Annotated in this window: 9 protein-coding genes; 1 reads left to right on the forward strand and 8 read right to left on the reverse strand. The window is 45.0% G+C overall.

Translation table 11 applies throughout. The features are described 5' to 3' along the window. Positions 1 to 104 precede the first annotated feature (104 nt). Together nusA and J7I42_RS04490 are read right to left on the reverse strand one after the other, a co-directional pair. Positions 105 to 1352 (reverse strand): transcription termination factor NusA, encoded by a 1248-nt coding sequence (gene nusA, locus J7I42_RS04485; protein ID WP_209137571.1) that lies wholly within the window; start codon positions 1350 to 1352, stop codon positions 105 to 107. A 42-nt stretch (positions 1353 to 1394) separates the two neighbouring features. After that, the gene (locus tag J7I42_RS04490) at positions 1395 to 1859 is read right to left on the reverse strand and encodes an LSm family protein (protein ID WP_209137572.1); all 465 of its coding nucleotides are present in this window, start codon (positions 1857 to 1859) and stop codon (positions 1395 to 1397) included. A gap of 337 nt (positions 1860 to 2196) precedes the next feature. Between J7I42_RS04490 and J7I42_RS04495 the strand changes: the two genes are divergently transcribed. Continuing rightward, positions 2197 to 2460: a DUF4834 family protein gene (locus J7I42_RS04495; RefSeq protein WP_209137573.1), complete on the forward strand. Its 264-nt coding sequence runs from the start codon at positions 2197 to 2199 to the stop codon at positions 2458 to 2460. Between the two features lie 6 nt (positions 2461 to 2466). Here the strand turns inward: J7I42_RS04495 and J7I42_RS04500 are convergent, their stop codons facing one another. The 6 genes from J7I42_RS04500 to J7I42_RS04525 all read right to left on the reverse strand — a co-directional run bounded on the left by J7I42_RS04500 (position 2467) and on the right by J7I42_RS04525 (position 13600). After that, positions 2467 to 3078, reverse strand: coding sequence for an HAD family hydrolase (locus J7I42_RS04500; protein WP_209137574.1), 612 nt, complete (start codon positions 3076 to 3078; stop codon positions 2467 to 2469). A 35-nt stretch (positions 3079 to 3113) separates the two neighbouring features. Then, a complete protein-coding gene (gene bglX, locus J7I42_RS04505) occupies positions 3114 to 5390 on the reverse strand; it encodes a beta-glucosidase BglX (protein ID WP_209137575.1) in 2277 nt (758 codons plus the stop codon). Between the two features lie 13 nt (positions 5391 to 5403). Then, entirely contained in the window at positions 5404 to 7209 is a 1806-nt protein-coding gene (locus J7I42_RS04510) for a family 43 glycosylhydrolase (protein ID WP_209137576.1), read from the reverse strand. 109 nt (positions 7210 to 7318) lie between these two features. Continuing rightward, positions 7319 to 8677, reverse strand: a complete 1359-nt coding sequence (locus J7I42_RS04515) for a glucoamylase family protein (RefSeq protein WP_209137577.1) — start codon at positions 8675 to 8677, stop codon at positions 7319 to 7321. A gap of 51 nt (positions 8678 to 8728) precedes the next feature. Further along, entirely contained in the window at positions 8729 to 10246 is a 1518-nt protein-coding gene (locus J7I42_RS04520) for a RagB/SusD family nutrient uptake outer membrane protein (RefSeq protein WP_209137578.1), read from the reverse strand. A gap of 18 nt (positions 10247 to 10264) precedes the next feature. After that, entirely contained in the window at positions 10265 to 13600 is a 3336-nt protein-coding gene (locus tag J7I42_RS04525) for a TonB-dependent receptor (RefSeq protein WP_209137579.1), read from the reverse strand. Between the last annotated feature and the right edge of the window lie 229 nt (positions 13601 to 13829).

Genomic DNA, 13829 nt, shown 5'->3' on the forward strand with positions numbered 1-13829 from the left:
TGTTTTGTTCGCTGTTTGGATAAGCAAATTACTTGGAAAAAGTCAAATTGATCACATTTGTCAATTATGTCATGTGTATTTAATAATCAATCTGACCTTTCTGCCTATCCTTTTTCAAATTCTTCATTCAGAATACGACGAACTTCATTGATGGTCTCTCTTTCGAGATCGGTTCTTCTTTCAAGCTCCTCGGCGGTGAGATCCAGCACACTGCGAGCGGTATCACAACCAACGCGTTTGAGCTCATCAAGTATCCAGGTTTCAATTTCATCGCTGAATTCTTGAAGATCGATATCGAATTCCTGTGGTTCGCCTTCCGTATCGCGATAAACGTCGATACTATATCCCGTTAATTCCTGTGCCAGCTTAATATTCACGCCTTTTTTACCAATTGCCAGCGACACCTGATCAGGTTTCAGATAAACATTCGCCTGTTTTTTATCATTGTCAAGATCCTGAGTAGTGATCTTGGCCGGTGTAAGCGAGCGTTGGATCAGCAGTTGAATATTATTGGTCCAGTTTATAACATCGATGTTCTCGTTCTTCAATTCCCGTACGATTCCATGGATACGGCTCCCCTTCATACCTACGCAGGCGCCTACGGGATCAATGCGATCGTCGTACGACTCTACTGCTACTTTAGCCCTTTCACCGGGTTCACGAACTATCTTTTTAATAACAATTAAACCATCAAATATTTCAGGCACCTCAATTTCAAGCAGTTTCGCAAGGAAAGAGGGAGAGGTACGGGATAAAATAATGACCGGAGAATTGTTTTTTAATTCTACTTTTTTAACAACGGCGCGGATATTTTCACCTTTCTTGAAATAGTCTTGCGGAATTTGCTCAGATTTAGGCAATATTAACTCATTCCCCTCTTCATCGAGCAATAAAATTTCTTTTTTCCAAACCTGGTACACCTCAGCACTGATAATTTCACCAATTCTATCCCCATATTTTTTAACCAGTACGTTCTTTTTCAGGTCACTGATACGGCTGGCCAGGGTTTGTTTGGCGGCCAGAATTGCCCGGCGGCCGAAATCGAGGATATTAATTTCCTCATATAATTCTTCCCCAACTTCAAAGTCAGGCTCTATTTTAACGGCATCGCTATAAGCTATCTCTGCCAGCGGGTCCATCACAGCTCCGTCCTCAACTATAGTACGGCGGCGCATAATTTCCAGGTCACCCTTCTCTGCATTCACAATTACGTCAAAATTCTCGTCACTGCCATATTTTTTACGCAGAAGGGTTTTGAAAACATCCTCCACCACTTTCATCATGGTAGGACGATCTATATTTTCCGCGTCCTTAAAGTCTGCGAAGGCCTCTATCAAGTTTATGCTTGCCATATACTACATTTTTTTTCCCAACACCCGCGTGTCAGGATCTTATTAAAATACAGTTTGAATTGTTGTTGATTTAATCTGATCTAATTGAAACTGGTGCGTTATCACCTCTTTCTTTTTATTTTTTCCTCTCGTTTCCTCCACAGTAATAGTGTCGTCGCCCACTTCAGTCATTTTACCGGCAACTTTAATACCGTCTTTGAGGATCACCTCAACAGACCGTCCAAGGTTTTTCTTGTATTGCCGTAACAGTTTTAAGGGTTCGTCAACGCCGGGAGAAGATACTTCAAGCGAAAAGTCTCCATTAGGGAATAGATTATCCTCTTCAATCTTTTTATATAAAGCTCGGTTCCAGGAGATACACTTCTCAATGGTCACTCCCTGATCACCATCCAAATATAGCTTTACGTTATTGGTAGGTTTTACTTTGATCTCAACCAGGAAATAAGCCGGGTCATTGGCCAGCATATCCTGCATCATTTTTTCAATTACCTGTACTGGTGTTTCCATGCGCTTATGGGAAATAAAGAAGGGAACGATTCCGTTCCCTTTCTAATCATCTTTTCCTTGGCAAAGGTAAGGTAATTAGATTATTACTTCCAAAAACCCTCTTGTAAATTTTGAATAATCGAAAATTTAAACGGATGATGGCCACCTGTTTAAAGAAAGAATGCCTAAAATCTACCCATTATGAACATTCAGAATACCAGGCTTGTTGATTTGATATAGCTTTGCCAAGTTCCACCAATACCTGGTCAGGGGCCTGTTTTTTGCAGCAGCTGAAATGTATTTGAAAGCACCTTAACAGTTTGTTAGGTGGTGTATTTGTACCTTTAGTTTTTGTAATATGAGCATATTTCGTGTACTGTTATACATATTCCTCGCCATCTTCATTTACAAGTTTGTATTTGGTTTCCTGGTGCCGTTGATCAAAATGTCCTGGCGGGTGCGTAGCCAGATAAAGGAGTTTCAACGCCAGCACCAGCAGCAACAGGACCCACTGCAGCAAACTTCTACAACTAATAACAACCGGCCATCCTCGGCCAGTAATGAAGCCGCCACTAAACCAAAAGCAGGCGACTACATTGATTTCGAGGAAGTAAAGGAGTAATCGATATTAAAGACCCAGATCCAGAATTGTTTTTCCACCTGTGAGGTGCAACGCCTGTAAACCGGCTTCCCGGGCTCCTTCTACGTTTACCAACGCATCGTCAATAAACAGGGTTTCTGCCGCATGTACCCCGCTGTCGTTAATTACATACTCATAAGCCGTCACATCCGGTTTGCGATGTTTAATGAGGTGGGAATAGTACGCCTTTTCAAACAGGTGGTCCATTTCAGTGCCATACACTTCGCGGTATTCTTTATGGAAGTGCAACAGGTGTATGTGATTGGTATTGCTGAATAAATAAAGCCGGTATTTGCTTTTTAGCTTTTTTAGGAATTCTACCCGTTCTGCCGGAAAATCGAGCAACATGATATTCCAGGCAGCAATTACCTGCTCTTTGGTGGTACCGGGAGCCGCCAGCTGCTGTGCCTTTTCTACAAACAACTCATCTGAAATGGTGCCCATTTCATAGTCCCTGAAAAAAGAAGCTGCATGCCCAATACGGAACAGTTCATCTATTTGCGTAAGCCCCAGTTCTTTAAATGCTTCACTGGTTTTAGCCACATCCAGGTTGAGTAAAACTCCGCCCAAATCAAAAATGATGTTTTTCACAGGTGCCATCCATTTATAATTTGGGCGCAAGTTACACCGCAAAACTATTTCACCAACCTAAAGCTGGCTTCCTTTACATCGCGGCTATTGGTGCCAATGAATAATTTAAAATCACCGGGCTCGGATACATATTTCAGCGCGCTGTTATAAAATTTCAGGTCATTCTCCGTGATCGTAAATTGCACTTTCTTCATTTCACCGGCATTCAGGGTTATTTTCTGAAAACCTTTTAATTCTTTTACCGGGCGCGTAACTGAACCTGCCAGGTCGCGGATGTACAACTGCACAGTTTCTTCCCCGGCCACATTTCCGGTATTCTTAATCAGAATGGAAGCAGTTATCTGCTGCCCGGGTCGGATTGTGCTCTGACTGAGCTGAATAGTATCATACGTAAAGTTGGTATAGCTAAGTCCGTAACCAAAAGGATACAGGGGCGAATTATCTACATCCAGGTAATCTGATTTGAATTTGGGATTGCCGCCTTCATAAGGCCGGCCGGTATTTTTGTGATTATAATAAATGGGGATCTGGCCAACATTACGTGGAAAGGAGGTAGTGAGTTTGCCCGCAGGGTTGTAATTCCCAAACAACACATCGGCAATGGCATTTCCTGCTTCGGTTCCGGCAAACCAGGCTTCCAGAATGGCAGGTGCCTGTTCATCGAGCCAGGAAATGGTGAGCGGGCGGCCGTTCAATAATACTACCACCAATGGCTTGCCCGTTTTTACCAGGGCTTCTATCAGTTTCCGCTGGCTGCCGGGTAGATCGAGGCTGGTGCGGCTGGATGATTCGCCCGACATTTCCGCGGCTTCTCCCACTACGGCCACTACCACATCGGCTTTACCGGCTACTTCAACGGCCTCCTGTATCATGATCTCAGGTGTTCGGGGATCTATTTCTGTAGGTTTATCAAACGGACTTATACGTTTGGCAAAGGCCGTATCATCGGTTATGTTGGCACCTTTTGCAGACAGCACCTGTACCCCGTTGCCGGCTACATTTTTAATTCCTTCCTGTATGCTTACACTTTTTGTTTTATCGCCCGATACGGCCCAGGTGCCTAGCATTTCGGCATGGTTATCGGCCAGGGGACCTATCAGGGCAATGGTGCCTGATTTTTTTAAGGGCAGTACCTGGTGCTCATTTTTTAATAGCACCATAGAGCGGGCCGCGGTTTCCCGGGCTGCCTGCCGGTTCTGCGCAGTAAGGATGTCTTTTTCGGGCTTTGACTCGTTTATATACCGATAGGGATCGTCAAACAGCCCCAGCTTATACTTTGCTTCCAGCACCCGCTGACAGGCAGCATTGATCTGCTGCTGCGTTACAGCGCCTGCTTTCAGGGAATTTTGTAAAGTGGTCAAAAACCCTTCGCCTACCATGTCCATATCGAGACCGGCCTTCAGCGCAAGGGTCGATACAGTGGCCAGATCGCCCATGCCATGCGCCATCATTTCATTGACCGAAGTATAATCTGATACCACAAAACCTTTAAACCCCCATTGGTTCCGTAACAAGTCGGTCAATAGCCAATGATTGCCCGTGGCGGGAATACCATCAATTTCATTAAAGGAACTCATTACACTGCCTACACCGGCGTCCACTGCGGCCTTGTAAGGCGGCAGGTATTCATTGAACATTCTGATGCGGCTCATGTCGGTGGTATTGTAATCTCGGCCGGCTTCTGCAGCCCCATACAGGGCGAAATGTTTAACACAGGCCATTACGGTATTGTCCTTCGACAGATCGGTGCCCTGATAGCCCTTGATCATGGCCCGGGCAATTTTTGACCCCAGGTAGGGATCTTCGCCCGAACCTTCTGCAATTCGGCCCCAGCGGGGATCGCGGGCAATATCAACCATGGGAGAATACACCCAGCACAATCCATCGGCCGTGGCTTCAATGGCAGCAATGCGGGCTGTACGTTCTATCAGGGCTGTATCCCAGGAGCAGGAGAGCCCAAGTGGAATGGGAAATATAGTTTTGTGCCCATGGATCACATCGAGTCCAAAGATCAATGGAATGTGCAGGCGGCTTTCTTTTACAGCCAGTGTTTGGGCCTGGCGTATTTTATCGGGACCAAAGATCCCGAACAGGCCACCCACCCGTCCTTTGCGAATATTATCTTCCACACCTTTGCTTACTACTGAACCGGTGGGCACCCCCCAGCCCGGTGTTACCAGGTTTAACTGACCGATCTTTTCGTCCAGGGTCATTTTACTCATGAGGTTGGCCACATACGCCTTCATCCTGTCGTCGGATGTTTGTGCGGTTACCTGTAATAAAAAGGATAAGGTGACAATCGTTAATAATATCCTACGCATATGTTGTTTTTTATTAGTCTGCTTTTATCACTTTGCTTTTAGCCGAAACCCCATTTTCATTGATGGCTTCTATAGTAAAGTAATAGGGCTTTTCCTTATCCATGGCCTTACAATAGTATTCGTTGCTGCTGTATACCATTACACAATTATATAATTTATCGGGCGCCAGTCCCATATAAATATTGTAAGCATACGCATTGTCAACCGGCTGCCATTTTAACCAGGCATTGCGTTTGTCCTTCTCGGTGCGCAAAACAATAAACTGCTTTACCTCACCAGGCTTATTACCATTTCCATTACCAAATACGCGTAACCCACTAATGGCGAATTTGCCACCGGGCATATGAATGTTCTCGAGTTTTATATAACGGGTTTGGACCGGGTTTTCCAATTCAATATAATCATGCGGCACATCGGTATTGTTGTTGCTTTTATCAATCAGCATTTTCCAACTCTTGCCATCCGTACTTTGATATATTTTATACTGATGATATGTGCCCTGTTGTTTGCCCAGGAAATCTACATCCTGGTCGGCATAATTGAGTTGAATGGCCCGTACAGTACAGGTACTACCCAGATCGGTTGCTATCCATTCGCCTTTGTTACCGGTAGTTGCACTCCAGTATGTTTTAATATTTTCGTCCACGGCAAAATTAGCATAATAACTGGCAAGTGTAGAGGAAACTGTGACGGGTTTGTTGTAATTGAGAAGCATCCAACCCGTGAAACCGCCACCCGAAGCAGAAGGAAGGCTATGTGGATAGTCGCCAAAGGCCGCATCCATATACATAACATCATCTTTATCAAAACCGGCAGGCCAGATGCCAATGCGCCGTTCAAAATTATTTTTCACTGAAATAACTATGGTCGATACATGCCACCAGTTATTGAATGGGTCTTTGAAGGTAGCACCATGACCAGCTCCCCGGGCAAAACCGCCAGGTTTGTAACTAAAAGGAAGCGACTGTGGAATAAACGGCCCCAGCGGATGGTCCCCAACTACCACACCATCGGCATAACCGCTGAACTCGGTACCGGGGGCACCGTATTGCAGGTAATATTTGCCGTTATGTTTGGTCATCCAGGCGCCTTCAATAAAGGGGTCAAGAAAGGTATTATCGAGGTATTCGCCAAAACGCTGCCATCCGTAACGCCAGGGTTCCAGCAGGTACATTTCCTTGCGGGTGCCTTGGGGAGCAAATGTTTTACGGTCTATTTCAATACCATATAACGGATACCGGTTGCTGCTCCCATTATACATATACAGTTTGCCATCATCATCGAGGAAAAAATCGGGGTCCCAGCCACCTATTTCAAATGAGTCTATCGCTTCTTTCCATTCATTTGCCTTGGGGTTGGTGCTCATCCATATGGGAAAGTTGGAGGAATAAGTTGAACCAAATACCAGTAAGGTGTCGCCCTGTACCCAAACAGCCGGGGCACAAAGCTCGTCATAGACCTTATGATACGGTTTTAAAAATAAGCGGGAAACAAAATGCCAGTTGCTCATATCGCTGCTCCACCAATACCCCCACTGGTTGGTGCTGAATAAATAATAATCGCCTTTGTATAATACAATAACGGGGTCGGCGGTAGCCCGGTGTTTGCCCCATTCGGTAAAATTGGGAATAGGCGTATAACCGTAATCGATGTTAATTGGATTGCAATACGTTCGAATATTAAAGGTGGGCTTTCCTCCGGTTTGGGAAAGGCCCACCTTTTCTGCATGCACAGGATCTATCTTCGCATTGCTTTGAGGAAATACATGCGGGACAAGAGCCGCAATTAGAAACACTGTATAAATGAATCTTGTAATCATTTTAAGGGTGTTTAATCTGGACTCAACTACCGTCTTCGCCCCTCTTCGCTAAAGCTTCGGTGAACGAAGCACTCAGTCCGACGATCCCCCCTTCGACCTCAGGGTCTGTCTATCTAAAATGCGGACTGGTAAAGCCCAGTTTTTTTAAACCTGTTTTTATTTCCGGGCAGCTCATAAACAAATTCCATAATAAACCGCTGCGATAGTTTTCCATCATTATTACAATGGGACCCTGATCAATTGCCAGGTACCGTTGCGGATACCAATTGGCCGTTTGGCTAAAGGCATCATAAAAACCATATGGCCCCCATAATTTATCTTTACCATCGTTATACCAATGCCGCATGGCTTGCATACTCTGTTGTGGGGTATAGGGAAAAGAGGATAATGCGGCAGTTGGTGATATAACCCCCAGATCGGTATTTTTTCCCGGAGCATGTGCGGCATATCCCTGGACAGAATAACTGGCCGTAAGCCCCCAGCTATCCGGTCCATAGCATTTAAAATATTTGGGGTTCTTTACGCACCAGGCATAATTGATCAGGGTTTGATTTTTATTTTCCTCCCAATAATCGGCATAGCGGTCTTTTAATCCATGTGGATCGAGACCCAGCCAGGAATAATGCGCCCAGAACAAAGGCCCGCCATAGGGCGAATCACCCTGATGATACAATTGTAATGAATAACCAAACACCGGACAGGGCGACACAATTTGACCATTCTGCGCCCAGCCTTCATGATATACTTCCGGTGGTACGGCGTGTGTTGGTGAAGAAGCAGCCAGAATATACATGATCATACATTCATTATACCCATGTACCGGAAAGTTCATTTCCCAATTGTATTGCGGGCTCCAGTGCCAGTACAACACATTTTGACCATGAGTATACCAGTTAAACTCTACTTCGCGCCAAAGTGTATCTATCCGGTTGGCCAGTATCTGCTCGGTGGAATCACCTTTTAAAAAAAATTGGCGTGCACAAAGCAATCCCTCCAACAAGAAAGAAGTTTCAACCAGGTCGCCGCCATTATCCTTTCGGCCAAAAGGTTTTACCTTACCGGTTTCTCCGTAAAACCAATGCGGCCAGGCGCCATGAAAGCGATCGGCTGTTTGAAGAAAATGAACAATTTTTTCCAGTTGTTCCCGGCCCTGGTCACGGGTAATAAACCCCCGGTGAATACCAACTAATAAAGCCATTACCCCAAAACCGCTGCCGCCACTGGTTACAACGTCTTTATCATTTTGGGGATATACGTTATCAACATGGATCCGTTCCCGGGCCATGCCACTGTTTGGTTCGGCCCCTTCATAAAAGTATTCAAATGTTTGTTGTTGCACCTGGGTAAAAAGTTCCTCGTCTTCAGGATTAAATTTCGCTTCCCCATTTACAGGTTTTTGCGTATTCGAGCAACGGATCAATAAAAAGGAAATAGCAATCGTTACTACGATTAGTCTCGAGCGTATCATTGCGGCGTGTCGTTTAGTTTCAATACTTGTGCGGGTACGATCAGCAGCTCACTACAAGTTTGCGTCCAGGTCCTTTTGCGCCTGCGGTATCGGCACATACGCCTTATCTGGTGTAAAGCCCTGCGGCGCCAACACGGTGGCAGCCTGTCCGGTGCGTATCAGGTCATTATATCTTTCACCCCACCACTCACAGGCAAATTCAGCCCGGCGTTCATCCAATACCTGCTGTAACGTTACCCCTGTTACCGGGTTTAGCTTTGCTCGTTGATGTACCAGGTTGAAGGGTACATCGCCATTCTGTCCTTTACGCACTTTTGCCTCAGCATTCAGCAATAACACATCTGCATAGCGTAACACGCGGATGTTGTTATTAGTACCATAATCGGTTCTCCCCGACGTTGTTTGATTTTTGGGCAAATAAGCTTTACCCATAAAACGAGTTTGCCGGTTTGAGTTACCATATACATTATCACCAGAAGGGGAGGTAACAAAACTTGTTTCATTGGCGCCTGCAAACAGGATGGTAGTTTTCAGACGAACCGAATCGTTCCGGCTATTGAAAAAGTCGGTAATATCCTGGGTGGGTGACAAAAATCCCCAACCTGAAACCGGACTGCCCTTCTGATCACCACTGGGTCCCTGAAAAATATAAAATACGCCAGGTAAAATTTGAGTACCCGTACTGGAACCGCCGTCTGTAAATTGCCATTCCAACAAGGATTCATTCGACAACTTGCCTGGTATCTTCCAGAGCTGATAGTAGTCAGGAAACAATGAAAATTTATTGCTGTTGATAATATCGTTTGTGGCTGATAGAACCACGTCCCAATAAGGGCTGCCATTATCATTACCAGCTGCATCTGCCGCGGCTTTGGCTTTCAGTAAAAGGGCTGTATATTTTGTTACGGCGCCCTGGTGAGCCGACTGGTTAGGCCGGGCATCTTCCAAAAAGCCAATAGCAGAATCCATTTCACTCATGATCCACTGCCGTATTTCCAATACCGTACTTTTTGTTCTTGTAGTCAACGTATCGTTATCTGTTAAAATAGGTACATCGCCAAAAACGCGTGAGATCTGCATATGTGCCCAGGCACGGATCACCCGCACTTCTGATCTATACTGATTGTATAAAGCCAGGTTGGCAGCATCGCCTGCCCCTATGTTTGCCCGGTATTTGTCGAGGTCGTCCATAGCTTCGTTGCAATACATTACCACCCCGTAATGATCGTTCCAGTAGTTATTGTTGCCCCAGAAAGTAACCACGCCCGGGTTTGAATTTTGAAAGTTTTTAATATCAGTAAGCGTTCCCTGATCATTTGGGGCTGACCCTTTTGCCACATCATCGCCCCTCACTACCCGTACGCTACAATCCATCCAGTGTACAAAACCCGGGTTTTCACCACAGGCAGTCCGGTAAACACCCGACACCGGGGAATACATAGCCCCCAGGTTGCTATAATTAATTGATGTGCCACGGGGCTTGTCTTCCACATCATGATCCAGATATTTCTTACAGGCTGTTATTTCCAGCAGCAGCAGTAGAAATATGATATATTTAATTGTGTTCATGATCCTTGGTAATTAAGGTTAATAAGTAATTCTTACGCCAATGGAATACACCGCGGTAGTGGGATATACATTATTGTCGTATCCGAACGATGAGATCTGGGTAGGCACTGTATTCGATGGCCCCGCAGCCCGGTCTTTCGGCAATTGCGCCGGTGCGGCAATTTCCGGAGTAACACCCGAATACCGCGTCCAGATAACCGGCCGATCGGCAGTGGCATATACCCTGAACGAAGTGCCATTTGCATCACCCAATTTAAAATTGTATCCCACTTGAATATTCTGCAAACGCAGGTAAGAACCATTCTCTACATAAAATGAACTGGCGTAGTTATTCCATGATTGCGTGGTTGCAATCGCTGAAGGATATTTATTGGAAGAACCTTCCTTTGTCCATAAGCTGGTTACAAATTTTTCATCCCCATTCATATCGGTGAATTTTTGCCGGGCGGCGCGGTTATTATTCAATATCGATGCCTCGCCCACACCCTGGAAGAAAACGCTCAGGTCAAAATTTTTATAATCCAGTCCCAGATTAAACCCATAGTTGATCTTTGGGATATAACTACCCAGGTTTACGCGATCATTTTCATCCTGCACTTTATCACCATTTACATCTTGATACTTAAAGTACCCGGGTTTAACATTATTGGCAACTGCAATTGGATCGGCGTCCACCTCTGCCTGATTCTGGTAAATGCCTACAACCTGGTACCCGTAATAAAAATTAAATGGATCACCCACCTGTGACAAGGTTGGAAATTCAGCTACACCGCCGGGGAGGTTTTTCAAACCTTTCAGGTCGGTAACTTCATTTTTCACAGTGGTAAGATTACCGCCTATATGATACCCTAATTCGCCCAGTTTATCGTTCCAGTCAAGCGTTACTTCTATACCACTGTTATTAACTGTACCCCAGTTACCATACTGCTTAATGCTACTGATAAAAGGAATATTTCTTTCAAATGCCAGGTCTTTGGTTTGGCGGTGATAGTAATCTACCGTTCCTTTCAACCGTTTATTCAACGCCGAAAAGTCTATACCGGCATCCCATTCGGTCACAATTTCCCATGTCACCGTACCAAAAACCGGATCTATACGATAACCGGTCACCGGCGTACCCGGCGCAACTGCGGTGCTTCCGTAAATTCCGGAATAATTGATGCCGCTATATACAACAGCATACCCGGTGCTAGGTGGCACATTGTCGTTACCCAGTTTCCCCCATGATCCACGAAGTTTCAACAGATCAAAGATCTTGTTGTCTTTCATAAAGTCTTCGTCCGAGATCACCCAACCTAATCCCACCGAAGGGAAATAACCCCATTTATCCTGGTATTTAGAAGTTCCATCTGCGCGGAAAGTGGCCGTTAATAAATACTTGCCGGCATAATTATATTCCAGTCTGCCAAAATAAGAGAGGGAGGTATTTTTGAAACCTGTTTCAGTATAGCCGTTTGACCGCTGGGCGCCCTGGTCGGCATACCAGTAGATCTGGTCCTGAGGTATACTATCAGTGATCATCTGTGATGATCTATATTGTTCCTTACGGGCCGATTGACCTAAAAGCACCGTCCAATGGTGTTTGTCTTTGTTACCTTTATAAGTTATCAGATTATCGAGGATGTAATTCTCCGTTCTGTCCTCTGTGGTAGTGAGCACAGATAACCGGCCCTTTTGATTATCATCCACATAATATTCAGGAATATAATTCTGATTCAGATTGGACCCGTAACGCTGACTTAACTGCGTGCGAACAGACAATTTATTTTTTAAGATGTCTGCTTCCAGGTATGCAGAGGGAAGTATCTGGAACCCTTTTGTTTTATCGTACCAGTAATTGGCAGCAGCAACAGGGTTATTAAAAACGCCATTGTCAAAACCAAGCGAGGTAGAAGTAGCGTACTTCTCCGGTGTAGCCAACGTATTGTTAGCATCGAATACCGGATATAATGGCGATGCCATATAAGCCAGAGAAAAGGCAGCTGAATTAGGATTCCGCTGAGTGAAATTGGTGAAGTGTGCCGTAATGCCCATCTTTAACCAGTCATAGGGTTTGGCTTCTAGTTGAAAACGCCCATTATATCTTTTATAGCTGCTTTCGGTTTCGGTAATACCATCCTGGTACAGGTAATTTAAACCCATCGTGTAATTCACTTTAGGAGAACCGCCCGACAGGTCGAGGCTATGATTATGCATGAGGGCGGAGTTATCTAATAATTGATCGTACCAATCAGTATTGGTAGTAGGGTTTACACCACTGCCGCCAAATTTGGCAACTGAATTGGTAACCCGAATTGAATCCGCAGACGTTTGCTTGGCCAGCTGCATGGCGGAATATTGTGATCCATTGGCCAGTTTATAATTACCCGTAGGTTTTTGTATGCCAAAGTAACCGTTATAGGTTATCCGGGTCTTCTGGTTATATTTCCCTTTTTTAGTGGTAATGATCACTACACCGTTTGCAGCCCGCACCCCATAAATGGCAGCAGCAGAGGCGTCTTTTAAAATCGACATTTCACCAATATCGTTGGTGTTTAAAAAGTCAATATTATCAACGAACATTCCGTCCACTACATACAGGGGTGAGGTATTATTGAATGAACCCACGCCTCTTATCCGTACAGTAGGTGAACCGCCGGGCGCACCGGTGGTAACCACCTGTACACCTGTTACATTACCCTGTAATGCTTGCATGGGGCTGGCCGTTGTTCGTTTGTTCAGCTCTTCAGTGTTCACCACCGCTACCGGCGCCGTGAGGTCTTTTTTGGTACTGGTACCATACCCAACAACTACAACCTGTTGCAGAGAAGAAGCATCCGCGGCTTTTAAAGAAACGTCGATGGTAGCCCGGCCATTCACGGTTATTTCCTGTGTTTCAAAACCCAGTGAAGAGAAAACGAGAATGGCGCTATCGGGCACCGTTAATGAATAATTTCCTGCCCCATCGGTGGTGGTGCCAATGGTAGTACCCTTCACAACAACCGACACACCTGTAACCGGTTCGCCAGTAGTACTGGTAACCCTACCCGATACCTTTATATTCCGCACAACGGCTACACTTGTTTTAAGAATAACCAGGTTATTGGCCATTAACTGATAGGATAGCCCGGTATTGTTAAGCAGCCGGTTCAGCACCTCCGTTACTTCTGCATTTACCATGGTGAGTGTAATACGCGGTGCATTGGTAACCAGGTTCTCATTATATAGAAACCTGAAATCGCTTTTCCTTTCAATAAATGATAATGCTTTTTTTAATTGTGTTGATTGAAAGTCAACACTGATCCGGTTCTGTCCAAAACCACCGGCAGAAACATGAAGACATGTAAGCAGTATTATAGCGAACGAAAGCTTCATAATCCGGACAAACTTTAGGAAAAGCGGGTCCCTGCCGAAACTCAGCAGAATTCCGTTTTTTTTCATACTTTGTTAATTGGAAGGTTAAATAATAGGTGTTTCCTGTGCCTAAACAGGAAAGCTCATTTCAGCCTGTATTTACCTTGCGGGATCTCACTGCAATGAGGTTCCGCTTTTATTTAAGATTTATGAACTATTGTTATTCATCATTTGCAATAAGTTTTGATTT

Origin of the sequence: Niastella soli, assembly GCF_017742245.1 — a bacterium.
Taxonomy (GTDB): Bacteria; Bacteroidota; Bacteroidia; order Chitinophagales; family Chitinophagaceae; genus Niastella; species Niastella soli.

Bases quoted from the DNA above. Each gene is read 5' to 3' on its own strand.
- J7I42_RS04495 (WP_209137573.1), top strand. From the start codon at position 2,197: ATGAGCATATTTCGTGTACTGTTATACATATTCCTCGCCATCTTCATT.
- bglX (WP_209137575.1), bottom strand. From the start codon at position 5,390: ATGCGTAGGATATTATTAACGATTGTCACCTTATCCTTTTTATTACAG.
- J7I42_RS04500 (WP_209137574.1), bottom strand. From the start codon at position 3,078: ATGGCACCTGTGAAAAACATCATTTTTGATTTGGGCGGAGTTTTACTC.
- J7I42_RS04520 (WP_209137578.1), bottom strand. From the start codon at position 10,246: ATGAACACAATTAAATATATCATATTTCTACTGCTGCTGCTGGAAATA.
- J7I42_RS04525 (WP_209137579.1), bottom strand. From the start codon at position 13,600: ATGAAGCTTTCGTTCGCTATAATACTGCTTACATGTCTTCATGTTTCT.
- J7I42_RS04510 (WP_209137576.1), bottom strand. From the start codon at position 7,209: ATGATTACAAGATTCATTTATACAGTGTTTCTAATTGCGGCTCTTGTC.
- J7I42_RS04490 (WP_209137572.1), bottom strand. From the start codon at position 1,859: ATGGAAACACCAGTACAGGTAATTGAAAAAATGATGCAGGATATGCTG.
- nusA (WP_209137571.1), bottom strand. From the start codon at position 1,352: ATGGCAAGCATAAACTTGATAGAGGCCTTCGCAGACTTTAAGGACGCG.
- J7I42_RS04515 (WP_209137577.1), bottom strand. From the start codon at position 8,677: ATGATACGCTCGAGACTAATCGTAGTAACGATTGCTATTTCCTTTTTA.